The following is a 20474-nucleotide window of genomic DNA, read 5'->3' on the forward strand; positions in this document are numbered from 1 at the left end:
ACGACCATGGCCACGACTCTCGCCAAGGCCGCCGAGTCGGTCGCGTACGCGGCACGCCTTGAGCATGTCTCGAAGTCCTTCGCGACACCCGGCGGGCAGCAACTCGTCCTGGACGACATCAGCATCGATGTCGCGCCCGGCGAGTTCGTCACCCTCCTGGGGGCCTCGGGCTGCGGCAAGTCCACCCTGCTCAACCTGGTGGCCGGTCTGGACAGGCCGACCGCCGGCTCCATCACGACGGACGGCCGCCCGGCGCTGATGTTCCAGGAGCACGCCCTCTTCCCGTGGCTGACCGCGGGCAAGAACATCGAACTCGCCCTGAAGCTCAGGGGAGTTGCGAAGACCGAGCGGCGCGGCAAGGCCGAGGAGCTGCTCGAACTGGTCCGGCTGAAGGGCGCGTACGGCAAGCGCGTCCACGAGCTGTCCGGCGGGATGCGGCAGCGCGTGGCGCTGGCCCGCGCGCTGGCCCAGGAGAGCAACCTGCTGCTGATGGACGAGCCGTTCGCGGCGCTGGACGCCATCACCCGGGACGTGCTGCACGACGAGCTGACCCGCATCTGGGCGGAGACCGGTCTGTCGGTGCTGTTCGTCACGCACAACGTGCGCGAGGCGGTACGGCTCGCCCAGCGGGTCGTCCTGCTCTCCTCCCGGCCGGGCCGGATCGCGCGCGAGTGGCAGGTCGACATCCCGCAGCCGCGCCGCATCGAGGACGCCCCCGTGGCGGAACTGTCCATCGAGATCACCGAAGTACTGCGTGGGGAGATCCGCCGACATGGCCAGCACTGAGACGACACCGGTCCAGGACGCCGGGAGCGTCGAGGCGGGCCTGGACGCACTGGAGACCACGGCCACCGGCCGTCCGACCCTCCGGCAGACCTTCGTCAACAAGATCCTGCCGCCGATCATCGCCATCGCGGTGGTCCTCGCTGCCTGGTCGCTGCTCTACCCGGTCGTCGACAACCCCACCAAACTGCCCTCGCCGACGGCCGTGGGCGGCGCGTTCAAGGACGCCTGGCTGAAGGGCGACCTGCTCGGCTACATCTGGACCAGCGTCTCGCGGGGTCTGCTGGGCTTCGCCTTCGCGCTGCTGATCGGCACCCCGCTGGGCCTGCTGGTGGCGCGGATGCGGTTCGTGCGCGCGGCCATCGGCCCGATCCTGTCCGGTCTGCAGTCCCTGCCGTCGGTGGCGTGGGTGCCGCCGGCCGTTATCTGGCTGGGCCTGAACAACTCGATGATGTACGCGGTGATCCTGCTGGGCGCGGTGCCGTCCATCGCCAACGGCCTGGTGTCCGGCGTGGACCAGGTGCCGCCGCTGTTCCTGCGCGCGGGCCGCACCATGGGTGCGACGGGCGTGAGGGGCATCTGGCACGTGACCCTGCCGGCCGCGCTGCCCGGCTATGTGGCGGGACTGAAGCAGGGCTGGGCGTTCTCATGGCGTTCCCTGATGGCCGCGGAGATCATCGCCAGCTACCCGGACCTCGGCGTGGGCCTCGGTCAGCTGCTGGAGAACGCCCGCACCGCCAGCGACATGGCCATGGTGTTCGAGGCGATCCTGCTCATCCTGTTCGTCGGTATCGCCATCGACCTGCTGATCTTCAGCCCGCTGGAGCGGTGGGTGCTGCGCAGCCGCGGCCTGCTGGTGAAGGGCTGACATGCGCGCCCCGGTTCTCCTCCTGATCGCCCACGGCAGCCGCGACCCACGGCACGCGGCGACCGTGCACGCCCTCGTGGAGCGGGTGCGGTCGCTGCGGCCGGGGTTGCGGGTGGAGACCGGGTTCCTGGACTTCAACGTCCCGTCCGTGGGCGGGGTACTGGAGTCGCTGGCGGCGCAGGACGTGCGGGAGGTCGTGGCCCTTCCCCTCCTGCTGACCCGCGCCTTCCACGCCAAGGCCGACATCCCCGCTGTGCTGCGGGAGGCGCCGGCGCGGCTGCGGATCCGCCAGGCGGACGTGCTCGGTCCCTCCCCGCTGCTGCTGTCGGCACTGGAACGGCGGCTGTACGAGGCGGGGCTGACGCCCGCCGACAAGTCCTCGACCGGGGTCGTGCTGGCCTCGGCGGGGTCCTCCGACCCGGAGGCGATCGCAGTGATCGCCGACATCGCGCGGGAGTGGTGGCGTACCGGTTGGTGCGCCGTGCGGCCTGCGTTCGCCTCCGCATCCCTTCCGCGCACCGAGGACGCGGTGCGCGGACTGCGCGCCCTCGGCTGCGAGCGGGTCGCCGTCGCGCCGTACGTCCTGGCCCCCGGATTCCTGCCGGACCGCATCGCACGGGGCGCGGCCGGGGCCGACGTACTGGCGGACGTGCTGGGCCCGGCGCCCGAGGTGGCGCGGGTGCTGCTGGAACGCTACGACGCGGCCTGCCGGCCGGCGCTGGCGGCGCTGGGTGCCTGACGGCCCTGGCGACGCCGGGAGCGTGACGGTGCCGACGGCGCTCGACGCCTGACCGTTGCGGCCGGCCCCCGCGGTTCACAGCGGATCACGGCCCTGGTCGGGCGGTACGTCCCGCCGGGTCCGCGAGGCCGGCGCCGGTGTGCGGGGCCGGATCGGTCGGGCCCTGTCACGCCGGCTGCCGGCGGCAGCCGGGTCTCGTCCCGCGGTGACGGCGGCGGCGGGACGAGAGCCCGGCGCGACACCCGCTGCGGCGCGCACCGTGCGGAAGGCCTGGCCCGGTCAGCCGGTGCCGCCGGGGTCCGGTCCGGAACGGGATCTCGGCCGCGGGACGCGTGCGGTCGTGCGGGGGCGGGATCGCTCGAAGCGGCGTCGGGGCCCCGTGGCGGCGTGGCTCCGGCCGGTCACAGGCCGAGCGCGTGCGTGAGCTGCCGGGTGAAGTTGAGGCTGCCGGTACCGGCCCCCGCCGCGACGGCGACGGACTCCAGCGCGGTGCGGATCCGGCCCCGGTTGGGCGGCAGACCGTCCTCGGCGGACAGCGCCAGCTCGGCCTGGATCCTCTCGCCCCACCCGGCCAGGCCGGGGTACTCGGCGCGCAGCGCCCCGGTGAGCCGCTCGGCGACGGCCATGAGCGTTTCGAGGTCGTAGGTGCCGTTCTTGATGTCCATGCCGCCGTAGTCGCCGTAGTCGCCGAAGCCGGCGGGGCCGTTGAGGTTTCCGAAGTTGTAGGTGCTCATGTCCTGTCCTCGTTTGTGGCCCGAACGGGCCCTAGGGAGTGTGGGGTTGAGCCTGATCGGCCGAAGATGCCGGGATCGCCGACGTTACCGACGCCGGGGGTGTGTGTGCTGCCGGGGACGGGGGGCCGGCCCTCCGCCCACGGCCCCCGCGGTGCGCAGAGGCTCTCCAGGTGGCATGCCGCGGGGACATCCGGGGCGATGACGTCCGAAAATCGCCACCCATCCGGGTGACCGGTGTTCGTTGACCCGCCCCCGACATCGACGTGGGGCGAGGCCGGCACGACCGCTTCGAGGCGGGCGAGGTCGGTGCCGGGCCCGGCTCGGGGGCGTCGGGCCGGTCTCCGTAGAGCGTCCGGCCGACGTCGCGGGCGGCGGCGTGGGGGCGTCGCGGGCGGCATGGTCGTCGAGGTGCGCCGGGGTGTTCGTGCGTACCGCGCAGCGCCGGTGATGGTCTGGCCGTCACGCTCATACGCCCCCTCCGGCCGTCGGCGCGCTTCACCCTAGGGACAACCCGTCGGGTTTGTCGCGGGGTTCGGTGAGCGCTGGCCCTGGGGCACGTGGGCGTGATAGGGGCCGCCGGGTCCGGCGTTCCCCTGTGACGTCGGACCGCGGCGGCTCTTCGTTCTGCGCCCGTCGTGGGCCGTGTGTCACTCGCCCGGCGAACTCGGCGGGCGCGAGGGGCGCTTATCGGCCACTGCGCTCGTCGGTCAGTCGAAGCGGAGGGCGCCGGTGCGGGTGCGCTTCACCTCGAAGAGGTCGGGATGGCCGGCCAGCACCCGGAAACTGTCGAAGAGTCGGGCCGCGTCGGCGCCGCGCGGGATCGCGCGCAGTACGGGCCCGAACCAGACCGTGCCGTCGATGTGCAGGGTCGGTGTGCCCACGTAGCCGCCGGAGTCCGGCTCGGTGCCGGCCGTGTGGCTGCGGCGCACGGCGGCGTCGTGCGACGGGTCGTGGGCGGCGGCCGACAGCTCGGCGGGCAGCCCGAGTTCGGCCAGCGACTCGGTGATCACCTGGTCGAAGTCCTCGGTGCCGCGTTCGTGGATGCGGGTGCCGAACGCGGTGTACAGGTCGCGCAGCACCTCCTCGCCGTGCCGTTCGGCGGCGGCCACGGCGACCCGCACCGGGCCGATCGACCGGTCCACCAGATCCCGGTACCAGTCGGGGAGTTCGTTGCCCGTGTTGTGCAGATACAGGCTCATCACCCGGAACCGGAGGTCGAGCGGGCGCAGGCGCTCGACCTCCAGCAGCCAGCGGGAGGTGATCCAGGCGAAGGGGCAGGCCGGGTCGAAGAAGAAGTCGATCCGGGTCGGGGCGGGCTCGGTGGCGGTGTCGCGGTGCGTCATACAGATGACGGTAGTCCCGCATTGGCGCAGTGTCCCGCCCCAATGTCTCCTTTGATCACTGGTCCAATTTTTCGGTGCGGCCGGTCTCCGCAGGCCCGGCCGAGTACTCCGGGTCCACGACGGCGATCCGCGTCCGGCGTAGGTGTTCGGGCTCCGCCACGACGTCGATCCGGGTGATCCGGCCGGCCGTGCCGAAGGCGAAGGCCAGGACCAGCCGCGGCCGCCCGTGCGGCGCCATGACCAGGCCGAACTCCCCGTCCAGCAGGGCGACTCCGGTGAACCGGGCGCGGGCCACGGCCGCCTGGCGCCCTGGGCGACGGGCTCGGCGCCGCGCACCGTGATCGGCTGGGGTGTGGGTACGACCAGTGCGTCGGCGTGCAGCACCACGTCCGGGTCGAGCAGGGCGACCAGGGCCGTGAAGTCGCCGCCGCGGGTGGCGGCGAGGAACGCCTCGACGGCCCGGTGGCGGCGTGCGGCGTCGGCGGCGCGCGCGGGCGGCCGGCCCTGGACCCGGCGGCGGGCCCGGCTGGCCAGCTGTCGGGTGGCGGCCGGGGTCTTCTCGATCAGCGGGGCGATCTCCTCGAACGGCACGGCGAACATGTCGTGCAGTACGAAGGCGACCCGCTCGGCCGGGCCGAGGGTGTCGAGGACGACCAGCAGCGCGACGCCGACCTCGTCGGCCAGCAGCGCCTCCCGGGCGGGGTCGCCGGCCTCGGCGGGGACCGGCGGGGTGTCGTGGTCGTGGTCGTAGGCGTCGAGGAAGTCCTCGCGGCGGTTGCGCCGGGCCCGCAGCAGGTTGAGGCAGACCCGGGTCACCACGGTGGTCAGCCAGCCGGTGAGGTTCCGCACCGCGTCGAGGTCGGCCTGCCGGGCCCGCAGCCAGGCCTCCTGCAGAGCGTCGTCGGCCTCGGCGGCCGAGCCGAGCAGCCGGTGGGCCACGGCCGTCAGATGCGCCCGGTCCGCCTCGAAGCGCGCCGCGAGCCGCCGCTCGGTGTCCCCCGTGAAGTCGTCCACTTCTCCCCCGTCCCCCTCCGGCGAGCCTGGCGGCTCGCGCCCGTCCGGGGCCTACCAAACGCCAATCCGACCGGAAGATCAACTGTCGCCGGCCGCTCCGCGGGGTTCGCTCGGTGGGGAGCCGGGGTCAGCCGGTCGGTCTCGCCGCCTCGTCCGCCAGGCGGATCAGGTCGGCGAGCGGCAGCGAGCCGGCGGCCCGGCGCTCCCGTGCGAACCGGTCGGCGAGGCGCTGGAGCAGTTCGTTCAGCGGGGTCGGTACGCCGTGCAGCCGGCCCAGCAGGACGATCTCCCCGTTGAGGTAGTCGGCCTCGATGGTGCCGGTGCCCCGGGCGAGGGACTGCCAGGAGGAACCGCCGCCGCGCGGACCGCCGTCCAGCGGCACGAGGGTGACCTTGCCGTCGCGCGCCGCGCGCTCCTCCGCGGCGCTCGGGTACCCGATCCCGGCGGCGGCGAGGACGGCGGTCCCCTCGGCCCGCACGCGTGCGTACAGCGCCTGGGCGGGCTCGGTGTCGCGGGTTCCGGTCAGCGCCTCGATGGCGTTGCTGAGGTTCGCCAGCAGCTTGGCGTACCGCCAGCGGGCCACGTCGGGCACGACCGGTGCCTCGAAGCGGGCGTCCGCCAGGTCGGCGGCGATCCGGCGGGCGGTGTCGTCGGTGCCGTGCGGAAGGCGGCCGAGGTGCAGGATGCCGGTGAGCGGGCTGCCGGCGGCGGAGACGACGCCGGGCTCCTCGAAGGCCGAGGGCAGCCAGACGCAGACGCCGTACACCCGACGGAAGCGGCGCAGTGCCAGCCGTCCGCTCTCCACGCCGTTCTGCAGGCACACCAGCGGCAGCCGTTCGGCCGCCGTGCCACCGCCCGCGACGGGGGCGTCGGCCCAGGCCTCCAGGGCGGACACGGTGTCCTGCGTCTTCACGGCGAGGACGAGGACGTCGTCGGGGCGCAGCCCGCCGAGCGGCCCGGGCCCGTCGACGGCGGGCAGCCGGTACGTCGACTCCCCTTCCGGGACGCGCAGTCGCAGCCCGTGCTCCGCCAGTTCCGCCAGATGCCTGCCGCGAGCGACCAGGACGACCTCACGCCCGGCCTGGGCCAGCCGTCCGCCGACGGTCCCGCCGACCGCTCCCGCCCCGATGATGATGTAGCGCACGGAGCAGAGCCTCGCACACGCGGGTCAGGCGGGCACGGGTGCTTGACCTTGCCCCCGGGTCAAGGAGAAGCGTGCGGGGACATGGACGACTTCTCTCTGCGGCACACGCCGTACAGCGACCCGGGTGACCTGGACGCCGCCGCCCTGCCCCGCGGTCCGCGCCGGCTCGCGGAGCTGGTGCGCGGGCTGGTCCTGCACCGGCTGGAGGGGGAGCGGTTCGGGTACACCATCCCGGGGGAACGGCTGCACCACGACGCCGAGTCCCGGTACGTCACGGAGATCCTGCGCATCCTGCGCGAGCGCGGAACCGGCCCGCTCACCGAGGAACGCCCCTACGACCAGCGCTTCGTCGGCACGTGCCGGGACTTCGCGCTGCTGCTGTGCTCCCTGCTGCGGACCACCGGCACCCCGGCCCGCGTGCGGGGCGGCTACGCCACCTACTTCGTCGCCGGTTTCCACGACGACCACTGGGTGACCGAGTACCAACTCCCGGACGGCACCTGGCGGCTGGCCGATCCGCAGGTCCTCCACCCCAGCTACGGCGTGCCGTTCGATGCGCTGGACGTGCCCCGGGACCGGTTCCTCGTCGCCGGGCAGGCGTGGCGGGCCTGCCGGGCCGGGGAGGCGGACTGGGACACCTTCGGCGTCTGGGTCGTGCCGGGCCTGCGCGGCCTGGATCCGGTGGCGCACGCCGTCGTCCTGGATCTGGCCGCCCGGACCGGCACCGAACCGCTGCCCTGGGACGACTGGAGCCCGTGGGACGGTCACCTCGCCGAGGACGACGTCGCGCTGCTCGACACGGTGGCGGCGGCCGGCACCGAGGGGGAGCTGCGCCGCCTGAGCACCGACCCGCGGCTGGCCGTCCCCCCGCGAGATCCTGTCCCACGCGCCGTTCCTCGGTCCGCGGACCGTCAGGCTCCCTCGGCCGTCAGCTCGACGAGCTTGAGCACGGTGTTCCAGTTCCGGCTCGTGGCGATCAGGCCCTGGGTCAGGCGCGGGCGGGACAGGGCCTCGGCGAGCTTGGAGCGGCCGAGGCCCTCGGGGGCGTACAGGTACAGGCAGCGGTCGCCGAGGCGGAACTCCTCGGGGACGAACGCCGCGGCGTCGATGCCGGCGAAGCGGTCCGGGGCGACCGGTGCGGAGAAGTAGGTGACGTGCAGTTGCTTGGGCTGCAGCTCGGCGGCCGGGAACGGGCAGGCCTCGGCGACCGTCTCCAGATAGGCGTGGTCGCGCACGAGCACGCCGACCGGGAAGCCGAACCGCTCCTCGATCGCCCCGCTCAACTCCGCCGCGAGCGACTCCTCGTCGCCCTGGCCGGTGGTGAACACGGCTTGGCCGCTCTGCAGATGGGTCCGTACGCCGGTGTGGCCGAGGCCGGTCAGCAGCGCGCGGAGGTCGGCCATGGGCACCTTCTTGCTGCCGCCGACGTTGATTCCGCGCAACAGCGCCGCATAGGTCGTCATCCGGCCACCCTAAGGCGGCCGTCGTGCCCCGTGGGGGCGGGCACGACGGCCGGGCCCGCACGGGGCGGGGCTGCGCGAAACTCTCGCCGATCACCGGGCACTGGATCAACCTCTACACGCTCCTGTGACTTGTTCAACAAAGTTTCGTCATCACAAACCGCCGCGCTGGCGGCGGAACGGACAGCCCATGTCCTCCATGCGGCAGGGCCCCCGCGCACGTGCGCGACTGCGGGTGAGGGTGCGGATGCGTGGAGGCCGGTCGCGCCCACGCGGCGGTGAGACGCGGACCAGGTGACCTACTTCCCCGTCCCGCCCACCAGTTCCGCCTCGATGAGGTCCGCCGCCCGGTGGGTGCCTCCTTCCCGGGCCATCTCCGCCTGGATCTCCTTCAGGCGGCCGGCCACGTCCGGGTCGTCCGCGAGGGCGAGCGCGGCCTCGCGGAGGCGCTCGGCGGTGGCCTCCTCGGTGTCCAGCCGCCGGGCGACGCCGAGGCCCTGGAGCATGTCGGCGTTGCCGAACTGGTCGGCGGCCTGCGGTACGGCGATCATCGGCGTGGCGGTGGCCAGCCCCTCCTGGCTGCCGCCCGCCCCGGCGTGCGTGACGAACAGGTCGGCCTGCCGCAGGACCGCCAACTGCGGTACCCAGCTGTGCACTTCCACGTTGTCCGGTACGTCGCCCAGCTCGGCGGCGTCCACGTGCCGGCCGATCTGGAGGACCAGGTGCCAGCCGGGCAGGTCGGCGAAGGCGCGGACGCACTCCCGGTAGAAGGCGGGCTGCTTGGTGAAGGCCGAGCCCAGCGAGACCAGCGCCACCTTCTCGGCACCGGGGGGCCGCTGCCAGCCGCCCTGGTCGGAACGCTCGCCCTGACAGGCGCCGACGAAGGTGTACACCCGCTGGTCGACCCGGTCGGCGTGCGGCTGCAACGCCTTCGGGATGAGGACGATCGAACGCGACGGGTGGCCGGCGAACCGGTCCGGGTGCTGGGTGATCCCGTTCTCCCGCAGCCATGCCTCGAACCGTGCGTAGTACGCCTGTCCGCGCGGGGTCTTCCTCGGCTCGGCCCACATCGGCTCGGCCACCTCCTCCTCGGAGCCCTCCCAGGCCACGAGGTTCGGGGAGAGGGAGACCGCCGGGACGCCCCAGCGGTGGGCCAGTACACGGGCCGGATAGGAGGCGATGTCGTGCAGGACGAGGTCGGGTTCGTCGCCGGCGTAGGCGTCGACGAGCTGTGGGAGCGCCTGGACGGCGTCCGCCAGGAACGGCTCCACGTTGTCCAGCAGCGTGGTCCCCCAGGCCTCCGGGTCGGCGTCGGGTCCGGGCAGTGTCGAGGTGTAGGGCACGGGCCGGGCCCCGGTGGCGGCCACCTTCTCGGCGAACGCCGGCGGGATGGCGTACGTGACCCGGTGGCCCCGGGCGACGAGTTCGCGGATCACCTCCAGGCTGGGGTTCACGTGGCCGTGCGCGGCGATGGAGAACATGGCGATGTGGGCGGGAGTGGTCATGACGCCGAGACTAGACGAGACGATACGTCTCGTTCAATTTCTTTTCCCGTTCGCCCGCCGGCCCTCCCCGTTCAGCGCTGATAGCGGGCCAGGACCTGGTTGCCGTCCTTCACCAGGCGTCTGCGCAGCTCGGCGAGGCCGATCGCGCCGCTGTAGTACTCCTGGAAGGCCGGGGTGGCCACCTTGTCCTTCCACTCGGGGTACCCGCGGACGGACTGGGCGGGCGCCGGGCTCAGACGGGCGGCGAGGGCCGTGCCGGTGGCCCAGCCGTTCTCCGTGGTGTGCAGGGCGGGGTCCTTCAGCGCCTGGGTGCCGGTGGGCAGCATCCAGTCGCCGAGCGCGAGGCGGACCATGTTCTTCGGCCGCAGCAGGAAGTCGATGAACGCGGCGGCTTCCTTCTTGTGCGGGCAGTCGGCGGAGACGGACAGGGTCTGCGGGCTGACGCCCTGGGTGAGCCCGGACGCTCCCGCGGGAGCGGGCAGCACCTCCCAGCGGAAGCCTTCGGGTGCCTGCTGCACGATCTGCTGGCGGTAGGAGAAGCCCAGCGGGACCATCGCGTACCGGCCGCCGAAGAAGCCGGGCAGGGTGTCCGAGCCGCCGCTGCCCAGCGTCGAGGCGGGGGCGCTGCGGTCGACGGCGACCTGGGCGTGGACCGTGCTCGGCACGACCGCGTCACCGGAGGTGAAGCGTACGGTCACCCTGCCGTCCGCCTCCCGGTGGAAGAGCCTGCCGCCCGCCGACAGGGAGAGGTTGAGCGTGGCGGAGACGGGCTCCTTCAGCGGCCAGGCCACGCCGTACCTGCCGGGCCCGCTCAGCCTCTTCGCCACCTGCCGGAACTCCGCCCAGCTCCAGGGATGCCCGGCGGTCGGGATGCGCACCTTCGCCGAGCGCAGCCAGGTGGCGTTGGCGATCAGCACCCGGGGTTCCTGGAGGAACGGCACCCCGTAGACGCCCCGCCCGAAGGTGGCCGTCTCCCAACTCGCCTGCGGTATGTCCGCCCTGAGGCGCGCCGGCAGCAGATCGGTCAGGTCGGCGAGGTAGCCGCCGTAGGCGAAGTCGGCCAGGTCGTCGGAGGCGTCGTGGATGACGTCCGGTGCCTCGCCGCCCTCGAAGGAGGTGAGCAGCTGGTCGTGGACGCTGTCCCAGCTTCCCTGGACGTACGCGACCCTGACGTCCGGGTGGCTCGCGTTCCACTCCCTGACCAGGGCCTTGTTCGCGGCGACGGACTCCTGCTGCCAGGCGAGGGACTGGAAGCGCAGGGTGATCGGGCCGCCGGCGCGCCGGCCCGGTGCCGAGCAGCTCGCGAGCAGCAGCACGACGACGAGGAGGAACGCGCGCGCCAGGGGCCTGCGGGTCCTCATCAGCTCTTCACCGCCCCGGCGAGCAGGCCGGCCGTGATCCTCCGCTGCACCAGGGCGAAGACGGCCAGCGAGGGAAGCGTGGCGAGGAACGCCGCGGCGGCCAGCGGGCCCAGGTCGGCCACACCCTCCGCGCCGATGAAGTGGGTGAGGACGACCGGCAGGGTCTGCCTGCCGGGACTCTTGAGGAGCACCAGCGCGAAGAAGAACTCGTTCCACGCGGTGACGAACGCGAACAGCGCCGTCGCCGCGATGCCCGGCGCGAGCAGCGGCGCCGTCACCGACACGAGGGTGCGCAGCCGCCCGGCGCCGTCGACGGCCGCCGCCTCCTCCAGTTCGGCGGGAACGGCCCGCACATGGCCGACGAGCATCCACAGCGCGAACGGCAGCGCCCACACCACGTACACCACCACCAGCCCGGTCAGGGAGTCGACGAGGCGCAGGTTCTTCAGTACCAGGAAGAGCGGAATGATCACCAGCACGAAGGGGAAGGCCTGACTGACCACCACCCATCCGGTGGCGGCCCGGGCGAGCCGGGTGCGGTGCCGGGCCATGACGTACGCCATGGGCGTCGCGAGCACGACGGCGACGACGGCGGTGGCGAGCGCCACCAGCAGGGAGTTGAGGGCGGCGTGCGCGAGCGGCTGCTCCTGGAAGGCCTGCCGGACGTTGGCGAGGGTGGGATGGCGCGGGATCCATGTCGGATGCGGACTGCCCAGCTCGCGCGGGGACTTCAGGGCGGTGGAGAGCAGCCACAGGAGCGGGAAGGCCAGGAAGAGCAGATAGCCGAGCAGGGCGGTGTGCTGTCCGGCGCGTACGATGCGGCGGGTCCTCATGCCGGTGCACCTCCGCGCAGCCGGCCGGCCAGGAACACCGCGAGCAGCACCGAGACGACGGCGACGAGCACGCACCCCATGGCGGCCGCGTAGCCGAACTGGCCGTAGCGGAAGGCTTCTTCGTAGGCGAACAGCGAGGGCAGCCGGGTCTTGCCGCCGGGTCCGCCGCTGGTGAGGACGTAGACCAGGGCGAAGGAGTTGAGGTTCCAGATGAGGTTGAGCGCGGTGATGGCGAGGGCCACCGGTCTGAGTGCGGGCCAGGTGACCGCGCGGAAGCGACGCCAGGCACCGGCGCCGTCGACCGCGGCGGCCTCGTGGAGTTCGCGCGGGACGTTCTGCAGTCCGGCGAGCAGGGCGACCGTGGTCTGCGGCAGGCCGGCCCAGACACCCACGACGATCACCGCGGGCAGGGCGGTGGCCAGGGCGCCGAGCCAGTCGTGGCCGTCGCCGAGGCCGAGGTCGCGCAGGGTCTCGTTGAGGATGCCCGCGTCCGGGTTGTAGACGAGTCGCCACATGATGCCGACGACGACCTCGGGCATCGCCCACGGCACGATGGCGAGGGCGCGGACCAGTCCGCGCAGCCGCAGGTCCTGGGAGAGGAGCAGGGCCAGGCCGAGCGCCAGCAGGAACTGGGGCACGGTCACGCCGGCGGCCCAGACCAGGCCGATGCGGAACGACTCCCAGAAGAGCGTGTCGTGCACGAGGTCGCGGAAGTTGAGGGCGCCGATCCAGCGGGTGGCCTGGGTGCGGCCGGACTGGGCGTCCGTGAGGGCGAGCAGGACGCCGTAGAGCAGCGGACCCACACTGAACAGGAGGATCGGGATCAGCGCGGGCAGGACGAGGAACCAGGCGCTCCGCCCGGCGGCGCGGCGACCGCCCGGCCGTCGCACATCGGCCACTGATGTCACGGAATCAGCCCCTTTGCCTGCTCCGGTTGGCGTGTTCATGGTCGTGAAGGCCTGATACCTCGTCAAGGGACCGCGCACACGGCTCGACCTGGACGAATGCAAGACTGGCCGGGTAGGGCACACGCACCGCAGGTGGACGGCACGGAGGCGGCACGATGGACGAGGCACGGGCTCGGGACGTACTGGCCGCGGCGGGGGTGCTGCCGGGCCCGGCACGGGACGCGCGGCTCCTCGCCCTCGGCGAGAACGCGGTGTTCGCCGCCGGTGACCTGGTGGTGAAGGTGGGGCGCGACGCCGAGCTGCTCCAGCGGGCCCGGCGCGAGCTGGACATCGCCGGCTGGCTGGCCGAGGCGGACGTGCCGGCCGTACGGGCGGCCGAGCCCGAGCCGCGACTGGTCGAGGGCCACCCGGTGACCGTGTGGCACCGGCTGCCCGAGCCCGTGCGTCCCGCCGAGCCGGGCGACCTGGCGCGGCTGCTTCGGATCGTGCACGCACTTCCCGCTCCCCCTTTCGCGTTGCCGCCCCGTGAGCTGCTGGGTGGTGTGGAGCGGTGGCTGCGGCTCGCGGGCGACGCGATCGACGCCGAGGACGCGGCCTATCTGCGTGCGCGCCGGGACGGTTTCGCCGCCGCCGCGGCCGCGCTGACGCCCCGTCTGGCGCCGGGGCCGATCCACGGCGACGCGCTGCCCCGCAATGTGCACATCGGGCCGGACGGGCCGGTCCTGGTGGATCTGGAGACCTTCTCGGCCGACCTGCGCGAGCACGATCTGGTGGTCATGGCCCTGTCCCACGACCGGTACGGCCTGCCGGATGAGGCGTACGCGTCGTTCGTCGAGGCCTACGGGTGGGATGTGCGCGAGTGGGAGGGGTGCGGGGTGCTCCGCGGGGCCCGGGAGACGGCGAGCTGTGCATGGGTGGCCCAGCATGCGCCGGGCAATCCGAAGGCGTCGGCCGAGTTCCGGCGGCGGGTGGGGTCGTTGCGGGACGGGGACGAGACGGTGCGGTGGTATCCGTTCTGAGGCCTGCCCGCCACGCGGCCTCCACCCGAAGACGGCCTACGCGGGCTGGCTCTCGGCCAGCTCCCGCAGCGGCCAGGTGCCGTCGATCACCGCGTCCGGCTCCCCCTTGCGGCGCAGGAACGCCTGGAAGTCGGCCGCCCACTCCGCGTACCACTGGATCTGGCGTCGATGCAGTTCCGCCGGGCCCAGTGCGGCGATCTTCGGGTGGCGGTCGGCTATCGCGGACGCGAGCCGCGCCGCGGCGAGGGCGTCGGCCGGGGCGGTGTGGGCCGCGTCGAGGGATATGCCGTACTCGGCGCACACCGCTTCCAGGTTCCGCTTGCCGCGGCGGTAGCGGTCGACCCAGCGGTCGATGGTGTAGGGGTCGACGACCGGGGCGGGCGGGGCGCCGCCCAGGCGGTCGGCGAGGGACGGCAGGGCGTGCCGGCGCAGCTCGGCGGAGAGCAGGGTGAGATCGAAGGCGGCGTTGTAGGCGACGACCGGGACGCCCGACTTCCAGTACCCGACCAGCACGTCGGCGATGGAGTCGGCCACCCGGTCGGCCGGCCGGCCCTCGGCCGCCGCGCGCTCGTTGCTGATGCCGTGCACCGCGACCGCGTCGGCCGGGATCTCCACGCCCGGATCGGCCAGCCATTCCCTGCGCCCCAGGGGCTCACCGGCTCTGACCTCGATCACCGCGCCGGTGACGATACGTGCCTCGCGCGGATCGGTCCCGGTCGTCTCCAGGTCGAAGCCGATCAGCAGCTCCCGGTGCCAGCCCATGGGCGGTCCCCCTTCTTGGTGGTGCTTTCCCCCAGTGGCCTCCACCATCGCACGCGGCACTGACAATCCGAGGCTCGCGTTCCGCTTGTGCCGTCGGACCGTTCGGGACACCCCTCAGGACACAGGGCGCGAATCCACCCAAGCCAGCTCGAACTCCTCGCGATACGTCGGGAAAAGTCCTGCTTCGACCACATCATCCGACTTGACCAGCTTGCTGCCGTTGCGCAGCACCAGCACCGGAGACTCCATCCCCCGGGCCCCGCGCAGATAGGACTGCACCACGGCGATGCCGTCGGCGCCGTCGCCGTCCACCAGGTAGGCGGTGAAGCGCGGTGTCTCGTCGTAGACCTGGATCTCGAAGGCGCCCGGGTCGCGGAGCCGGGAGCGGACCCGGCGCATGTGCAGGATGTTCATCTCGACCGACCGGCTCAGTTCGCCCCGTTTCATCCCCAGTTCCCGCTCACGGCGCTTGACCGAGCTGGAGGCCGGGTTGAGGAAGAGCAGCCGTACCCGGCAGCCGGACTCGGCGAGCCGGACCAGACGGCGGCCGGAGAAGTTCTGCACCAGCAGGTTGAGGCCGATACCGATGGCGTCGAGGCGGCGGGCGGAGCCGAAGATGTCCTCGGCCGGGAACTGGCGCATCAGCCGCACCCGGTCCGGATGGACGGCGACCACGTCGGCGTACCGGTCGCCGACCAGGTCCTCGACCGCGTCCACCGGGAGCCGGCGTGCGGAGGGGACGTCACCGCCGGCGCCGAGCATCTCCAGCAGCCTGGCCGACGCGCGCTCGGCCTGGTTCAGGACCGCCTCCGACAGCGCCCGGTTGCGGGAGACGACGTTGCGGGTCACCTCCAGCTCGTCCAGGGCGAGTTCGAGGTCGCGGCGCTCGTCGAAGTACGGCTCGAAGCACGGCCAGTGCTGCACCATCAGCTCGCGCAGCTGCGGCAGGGTGAGGAAGCTGAGCACGTTGTCGTCGGCCGGGTCGAGCAGGTAGCCCTTGCGGCGGCTGACCTCCCGCACGGCGACCGCGCGCTGCACCCACTCCTGCCCGGCCGGGCCGGCCGCGGCGACCACCCAGTCGTCCGCGTGGACGGGTTCGTAGATGGGCCGCAGTACGGCGGCCACGACCGCGCGCAGGCGTTGCTCGACGAGGTTCAGCCAGATGTAGGCCCGGCCGGCCCGCTGGGCGCGGGTGCGCACCTCGCGCCAGGCGTCGGCGTCCCAGTCCAGCTCCGGCCCGATGGATCCCGCGTCCATCGGGCGGGCCAGGGACACCGCGCCGGGCGGGACGTCTGCGGAGTGCCCCTCGTGACCCTCGTCACCAGGGGGCAGCTCCAGCCCTCCCGAGCCCACCCGTGCACCGCCTTCCGCTCCCCCGGGCCTTTCCCGTCTCAACGATCAAGGAAGGGTACTCCGCGAGGGGTCGGCGGTGCAGCCGGATGGAGAGGGTTGTTTCTCAACTATCGCGGCCGACATGCCCGTTGATGTCGGCCAGATCGGCCGGAGTGAGCGGATTCATAGCGGTCACGTCCCGTGGGACGATGGAGAAGCCCTGCCAGTGGACGGGCATCGGCTGCTGGTCCTCGTCGCGGACGATGTGGTGGAAGCCCACGTTCACCCACATGATGGGGTGGGTCAGGGGCTGTCCGTTGACCCAGCCGTCCACGGACCTGGGGTGACCGTCGCCGCAGGCCGGCAGGTTGCCGCTGGCGTACTGCTCGCACTTGTCGTACTCGGTGAAGTACACGTCGTGCCGGGTGAAGGGGCGGCCCAGGTACTTGGTGGTGGCGCCCGGAACGAGCTCGTACGAGCGCGCGTGCCCGTCCTTGTTCTTGCCCGTCGCGCTGACCACCCGCCACCAGCGCATGTTCTGGGCGTCGCCCGCGAGTTCCCTGGTGACCTTCGTGAGCGTGGTCTTGTTGGTCGGCCCCCGGCTGCCCGCGGGCGGGCTGACCTTCGAGTCGTACTGCTCGATCCGGGTCTTGGAGGAGCCGTCGAGCCCGAAGTCGAGCCGCCAGAAGATGTTGTGGCTGTGGCTGACGGCGTAGTCGCGGGCGCCCTTGCCGATGGGCCAGCCGCGGCCGTCACCGGCGTCGTAGTCCTCGGGCGCGAGACTGCCGGTCGCGCCGGCGTTCATGCTGATCGTGCCGTCGTCCTGGAAGCGCCACTCGGTGATGTACTCGTACCAGCTCACCTTGTTGACGGTGTAGAGCAGCAGGTCCTTGCCCTGGGCCTGGTAGACCTTGCCGGAGTCCTCGGACTGCATGTGGTACGCGTGGCCCCGGGAACGGGTCGTGGCGCACAGGCCCTTGACGTTCTGGGACCCGGCGTACAGCGGCTCCCGGACCTTGACGGTCTTGATGCTGCCGCCAGGGCATTCGGCGGGCTTCAGGTTCAGCAGGCCGTTGCCGAAGCTGTACTCCGTCACGTCGTTGTACTCGGCCTTGCCGTCGTCGTACGGCACGTGGATCTGGGCCAGCTTGGCGCTGTTGAGGACCTTGATCGGCTTGGACTCGCCGGGCGGCTGGTAGGAGATGTCCTCCAGGATGATCCCGGACGTGCTGTTGAAGCGCCAGCACATGCGCCAGGTCGTCCCGGTGGAGAGCTTCTGTTCGATGCGGTAGGCCGCGCTGCAGTCGGGGGCCGGGGCGGCCGCGGCCGTCGGCCGGGCGGCGGCCGGTCCCGCCCCGGTCATCGCGCCGGCGGCCAACGCGGCGAGGGACAGACCGATGACCGCCCGCCTGCGAGCACGGCTCATTCTGTGGACGCGCATGAAGACGTGACTCCCTTACAGGAGAGGAAGGTGTGGAGTGCGAACGGAGGCCGGCTCAGCCGAGCTGGAGGACCTTGCGGGCGCTCAGGTCGATCACGAACTTCCGCGCGTCGATCCAGGGCCCGTTCCTGACCTTCGGGAACAGGCGGGTGCAGCGGTGCTCGCCGCATCGCGCGACCGCGGCCGAGCCACCCGGAGCGGCCCGGTACACCATGCTGCTGAGCTGCAGCTGGTCCGGGGACGTGAGCTCCTTGCCGGTGGCGTCCTTGTAGTCCGCCTTCAGCCCCGCGCCCAGTGCGTCGGCGATCAGCACCCTGGCCGCCTCGATCTGCTCGGCGCGGCTCAGCGGCGGCTGGACGCCGTGCTGGGCGGCGGTCCGCTCGACCTTGCCCGTGTCGAGGTTGACGGTCCTGGTGACCAGGGTGTCGTCCCGGTAGTCGTAGACCGTGACGTCGGCACGCCGTGGTGCGTTCGGGTCGTCGACCTCGTCGGCCTCCGGCTCGGCCAGCTGGACGTCGAGCCGCTCCGGACCGCGCCCGCCCCTGACGTTCTGGCTCGTGTCGAACAGCTGCCGGCTCACGGCGAGCTTCTCGACCCGCGTGATCTCGTCGTCGGTCAGCGGGTCGAGGCCCTTGCCCTTCTTCCCCTCGGCCGGCGCCTGCTCCACCACGCCCGGCAGGGTCCCGTCCGCCCCCTGGCCCGTCTGCTGCGCGGCCCGGGTCCCGCCGCCTTTGCTCCCTCCCGTTTCGTTCGCCCCCGCCGTGCCCGGCAGGGTGATCGCGACCATCGCGGCGGTCCCCACCGTCGCGATGGCCACTCCTGCCATTAACTTGCCCAGATGGCGGTGCACTGTCTCACGCACATTTCCCCCTGCTCCCCGTGGCTCTCACGGGGGTACGTGTTGCCCCACTGGTTCGGCGCACGGCGGGTAAGAGAGCCGCCGTGCGCACTGGTCGGTGGGTAAGAGGGACGCAAGACACGGGAGGTTCCGTCACTTTCGGCAAGACTCGGGGGCCAACGCGGCCCCAGGGCGGCGGCACACCTGGGAGAGTCGTATCCATGCAGGTCTGGCCTGGACAGGCGTATCCGCTCGGCGCCACCTACGACGGCGCCGGAACCAACTTCGCGGTCTTCACGGAGGCCGCGGACCGAGTAGAGCTGTGTCTGCTGCACGACGACGGCTCGGAGACGGCGGTGGAACTGCGCGAGAGCGACGCGTTCGTGCGGCACGCGTACGTGCCGGGCGTGATGCCCGGACAGCGGTACGGGTTCCGGGTGCACGGCCCGTACGACCCCGGACGCGGGCTGCGCTGCAACTCCGCGAAGCTGCTGCTCGACCCGTACGCGAAGGCGATCAGCGGCTCGATCCACTGGGGCGAGGAGGTGTACGGCTACCACTTCGGCGCTCCGGACAGCCGCAACGACCTGGACTCGGCGCCGCACACCATGGCGTCGGTGGTGATCAACCCGTACTTCGACTGGGCCGACGACCGGCCGCCGCGCACCGAGTACCACCACACGGTGATCTACGAGGCCCACGTCAAGGGTCTGAGCATGCGTCACCCGGGGCTCCCGGAGGAGCTGCGGGGCACGTACGCGGCGCTCGCCCATCCGGCGCTCATCGACCATCTGACCAAGCTCGGGGTCACGGCCCTGGAACTGATGCCCGTACACCAGTTCGTACAGGACCACCGGCTGGCCGACATGGGCCTGGGCAACTACTGGGGCTACAACACCATCGGCTTCTTCGCCCCGCACAACGCGTACGCCTCCTGGGGCGACCGCGGCCAGCAGGTGCTGGAGTTCAAGTCGGCGGTCCGGGCGCTGCACGAGGCCGGGATCGAGGTCATCCTGGACGTCGTCTACAACCACACCGCCGAGGGCAACCATCTGGGCCCGACGCTGTCCTTCAAGGGCATCGACAACGCGTCGTACTACCGTCTCGCGGACGATCCGCGCTACTACACGGACACCACGGGCACCGGGAACTCGCTGCTCATGCGGTCCCCGCACGTGCTCCAGCTGATCATGGACTCGCTGCGGTACTGGGTCACCGAGATGCACGTGGACGGCTTCCGCTTCGACCTCGCGGCCACGCTCGCCCGGCAGTTCCACGAGGTGGACCGGCTGTCGTCGTTCTTCGACCTGGTGCAGCAGGACCCGGTGGTCTCGCAGGTGAAGCTGATCGCCGAACCCTGGGACGTGGGCGAGGGCGGTTACCAGGTGGGCAACTTCCCGCCGCTGTGGACCGAGTGGAACGGCAAGTACCGGGACACGGTGCGGGACCTGTGGCGGGACGAGCCGCGGGCGCTCGCGGAGTTCGCCTCCCGGCTGACCGGCTCCTCGGACCTCTACCAGGGCGACGGCCGCCGCCCGCTGGCCTCGATCAACTTCGTCACCTGCCACGACGGCTTCACACTGCACGACCTCGTCGCCTACAACCACAAGCACAACAGGGCCAACGGCGAGGACAACCGGGACGGCGAGAGCCACAACCGGTCCTGGAACTGCGGGGTGGAGGGCGAGACGGACGACCCGGAGGTGCTCCGGCTGCGCGCCCGGCAGATGCGGAACTTCATCGCCACGCTGATGCTGTCCCAGGGCGTGCCGATGATCAGCCACGGCGACGAGTTCGCGCGCACCCAGCGGGGCAACAACAACGCCTACTGCCAGGACAACGACCTGTCGTGGGTGCACTGGCCCGAGGACGGCGACGATCCTGCCGGTGGTCTGCTGGAGTTCACGCGCGCGATGGTGTGGCTGCGCCGGGACCATCCCGTCTTCCGCCGGCGCCGCTTCTTCCACGGCCGTCCGGTGGAGGGCACCCATGACGATCTCTCCGACATCGCCTGGTTCACCCCGGAGGGCACCGAGATGACCCAGCGGGACTGGGACTCGGCGCGGGCGTCCGCGCTGACGGTGTTCCTGAACGGCAACGCGATCTCCGAGCCGGGCGCCCGCGGGGAGCGCATCACCGACGACTCGTTCCTGCTGATGTTCAACGCCTCGCCGGCGCCGCTGGACTTCGTGGTGCCGGTCGACCACGGACGGCAGTGGCAGGTCGTCGTCGACACGGCCGAGCCCGACGGGGTGCCGCCGGGGTCGGGGACGAAGGTCGGGGCGGGCGACCGGATCACCTTGCCGGACCGCAGCCTGACCGTGCTGCAGCGGCCGGCGTAGCGGGCCCGGCGGGTCAGTGGCGGCAGCCCCCCTGGCGGGGCTGCTCGT

General features: G+C 72.3%; 16 protein-coding genes and 3 pseudogenes. 6 read left to right on the forward strand and 13 right to left on the reverse strand.

Annotated features, from left to right (window positions below; genetic code table 11):
• The first annotated feature begins 6 nt into the window (after nt 1–6).
• Genes IE244_RS09960 through IE244_RS09970 form a run of 3 tightly spaced genes read left to right on the forward strand, consistent with a single transcriptional unit; the run spans nt 7 to nt 2390 of the window.
• Nucleotides 7–786 carry an ABC transporter ATP-binding protein gene (locus IE244_RS09960; protein WP_191872590.1) on the forward strand — a complete coding sequence of 260 codons (780 nt, stop codon included), beginning with the start codon at nt 7–9 and terminating at the stop codon, nt 784–786.
• Entirely contained in the window at nt 773–1651 is an 879-nt protein-coding gene (locus IE244_RS09965) for an ABC transporter permease (protein ID WP_191872592.1), read from the forward strand. Before IE244_RS09960 ends, IE244_RS09965 begins: the two co-directional genes overlap by 14 nt.
• A 1-nt stretch (nt 1652) precedes the next feature.
• Nucleotides 1653–2390 carry a sirohydrochlorin chelatase gene (locus tag IE244_RS09970; RefSeq protein WP_191872594.1) on the forward strand — a complete coding sequence of 246 codons (738 nt, stop codon included), beginning with the start codon at nt 1653–1655 and terminating at the stop codon, nt 2388–2390.
• Nucleotides 2391–2791: 401 nt separating this feature from the next.
• Here the strand turns inward: IE244_RS09970 and IE244_RS09975 are convergent, their stop codons facing one another.
• The 4 genes and pseudogenes from IE244_RS09975 to IE244_RS09990 all read right to left on the reverse strand — a co-directional run bounded on the left by IE244_RS09975 (nt 2792) and on the right by IE244_RS09990 (nt 6625).
• Nucleotides 2792–3124 carry a hypothetical protein gene (locus tag IE244_RS09975; protein WP_191872596.1) on the reverse strand — a complete coding sequence of 111 codons (333 nt, stop codon included), beginning with the start codon at nt 3122–3124 and terminating at the stop codon, nt 2792–2794.
• Between the two features lie 707 nt (nt 3125–3831).
• On the reverse strand, nt 3832–4467 hold the full coding sequence (locus IE244_RS09980) for a mycothiol-dependent nitroreductase Rv2466c family protein (RefSeq protein ID WP_191872598.1): 636 nt from the start codon (nt 4465–4467) through the stop codon (nt 3832–3834).
• A 55-nt stretch (nt 4468–4522) separates the two neighbouring features.
• Nucleotides 4523–5481 (reverse strand): annotated as a pseudogene (locus IE244_RS09985) (sigma-70 family RNA polymerase sigma factor).
• Between the two features lie 127 nt (nt 5482–5608).
• Complete coding sequence (locus tag IE244_RS09990; RefSeq protein ID WP_191872600.1) at nt 5609–6625, reverse strand: ketopantoate reductase family protein; 1017 nt, start codon at nt 6623–6625, stop codon at nt 5609–5611.
• 81 nt (nt 6626–6706) lie between these two features.
• Between IE244_RS09990 and IE244_RS41830 the strand changes: the two are divergent.
• A pseudogene (locus IE244_RS41830) lies at nt 6707–7084 on the forward strand (transglutaminase domain-containing protein); the annotation flags it as partial.
• Nucleotides 7085–7536: 452 nt separating this feature from the next.
• Here IE244_RS41830 and IE244_RS10000 read toward each other — a convergent pair.
• The 5 genes and pseudogenes from IE244_RS10000 to IE244_RS10020 form a co-directional block, all read right to left on the reverse strand.
• The gene (locus IE244_RS10000; protein WP_191872602.1) at nt 7537–8088 is read right to left on the reverse strand and encodes a DUF1697 domain-containing protein; all 552 of its coding nucleotides are present in this window, start codon (nt 8086–8088) and stop codon (nt 7537–7539) included.
• 296 nt (nt 8089–8384) lie between these two features.
• Nucleotides 8385–9672: pseudogene (gene mgt / locus IE244_RS10005) on the reverse strand (macrolide-inactivating glycosyltransferase).
• Nucleotides 9662–10951, reverse strand: a complete 1290-nt coding sequence (locus tag IE244_RS10010; RefSeq protein WP_191872606.1) for an ABC transporter substrate-binding protein — start codon at nt 10949–10951, stop codon at nt 9662–9664. The pseudogene mgt and the gene IE244_RS10010 overlap by 11 nt, the downstream one beginning before the upstream one ends.
• A complete protein-coding gene (locus IE244_RS10015) occupies nt 10951–11784 on the reverse strand; it encodes a carbohydrate ABC transporter permease (RefSeq protein WP_191872608.1) in 834 nt (277 codons plus the stop codon). The genes IE244_RS10010 and IE244_RS10015 overlap by 1 nt, the downstream gene beginning before the upstream one ends.
• On the reverse strand, nt 11781–12731 hold the full coding sequence (locus IE244_RS10020; RefSeq protein WP_373305729.1) for a carbohydrate ABC transporter permease: 951 nt from the start codon (nt 12729–12731) through the stop codon (nt 11781–11783). The genes IE244_RS10015 and IE244_RS10020 overlap by 4 nt, the downstream gene beginning before the upstream one ends.
• Nucleotides 12732–12847: 116 nt before the next feature.
• Between IE244_RS10020 and IE244_RS10025 the strand changes: the two genes are divergently transcribed.
• Complete coding sequence (locus tag IE244_RS10025) at nt 12848–13711, forward strand: phosphotransferase enzyme family protein (RefSeq protein WP_191872612.1); 864 nt, start codon at nt 12848–12850, stop codon at nt 13709–13711.
• A 36-nt stretch (nt 13712–13747) separates the two neighbouring features.
• Here IE244_RS10025 and IE244_RS10030 read toward each other — a convergent pair whose 3' ends face one another.
• The 4 genes from IE244_RS10030 to IE244_RS10045 form a co-directional block, all read right to left on the reverse strand.
• Complete coding sequence (locus tag IE244_RS10030) at nt 13748–14473, reverse strand: 3'-5' exonuclease (protein WP_191872614.1); 726 nt, start codon at nt 14471–14473, stop codon at nt 13748–13750.
• A gap of 114 nt (nt 14474–14587) precedes the next feature.
• Complete coding sequence (locus IE244_RS10035) at nt 14588–15826, reverse strand: DUF5919 domain-containing protein (protein ID WP_191872616.1); 1239 nt, start codon at nt 15824–15826, stop codon at nt 14588–14590.
• Nucleotides 15827–15929: 103 nt separating this feature from the next.
• Nucleotides 15930–17246, reverse strand: coding sequence for a copper amine oxidase (locus IE244_RS10040; RefSeq protein WP_191872617.1), 1317 nt, complete (start codon nt 17244–17246; stop codon nt 15930–15932).
• Nucleotides 17247–17301: 55 nt separating this feature from the next.
• Nucleotides 17302–18108, reverse strand: a complete 807-nt coding sequence (locus IE244_RS10045; protein WP_191872618.1) for a Tat pathway signal sequence domain protein — start codon at nt 18106–18108, stop codon at nt 17302–17304.
• Between the two features lie 197 nt (nt 18109–18305).
• On the opposite strand from IE244_RS10045, the gene glgX reads away from it, so the two are divergent.
• Nucleotides 18306–20426, forward strand: coding sequence for a glycogen debranching protein GlgX (gene glgX / locus IE244_RS10050; RefSeq protein WP_191872619.1), 2121 nt, complete (start codon nt 18306–18308; stop codon nt 20424–20426).
• The last annotated feature ends 48 nt before the right edge of the window (nt 20427–20474 follow it).

The organism is Streptomyces filipinensis, assembly GCF_014649495.1.
In the GTDB taxonomy this organism is placed as follows: Bacteria; Actinomycetota; Actinomycetes; order Streptomycetales; family Streptomycetaceae; genus Streptomyces; species Streptomyces filipinensis.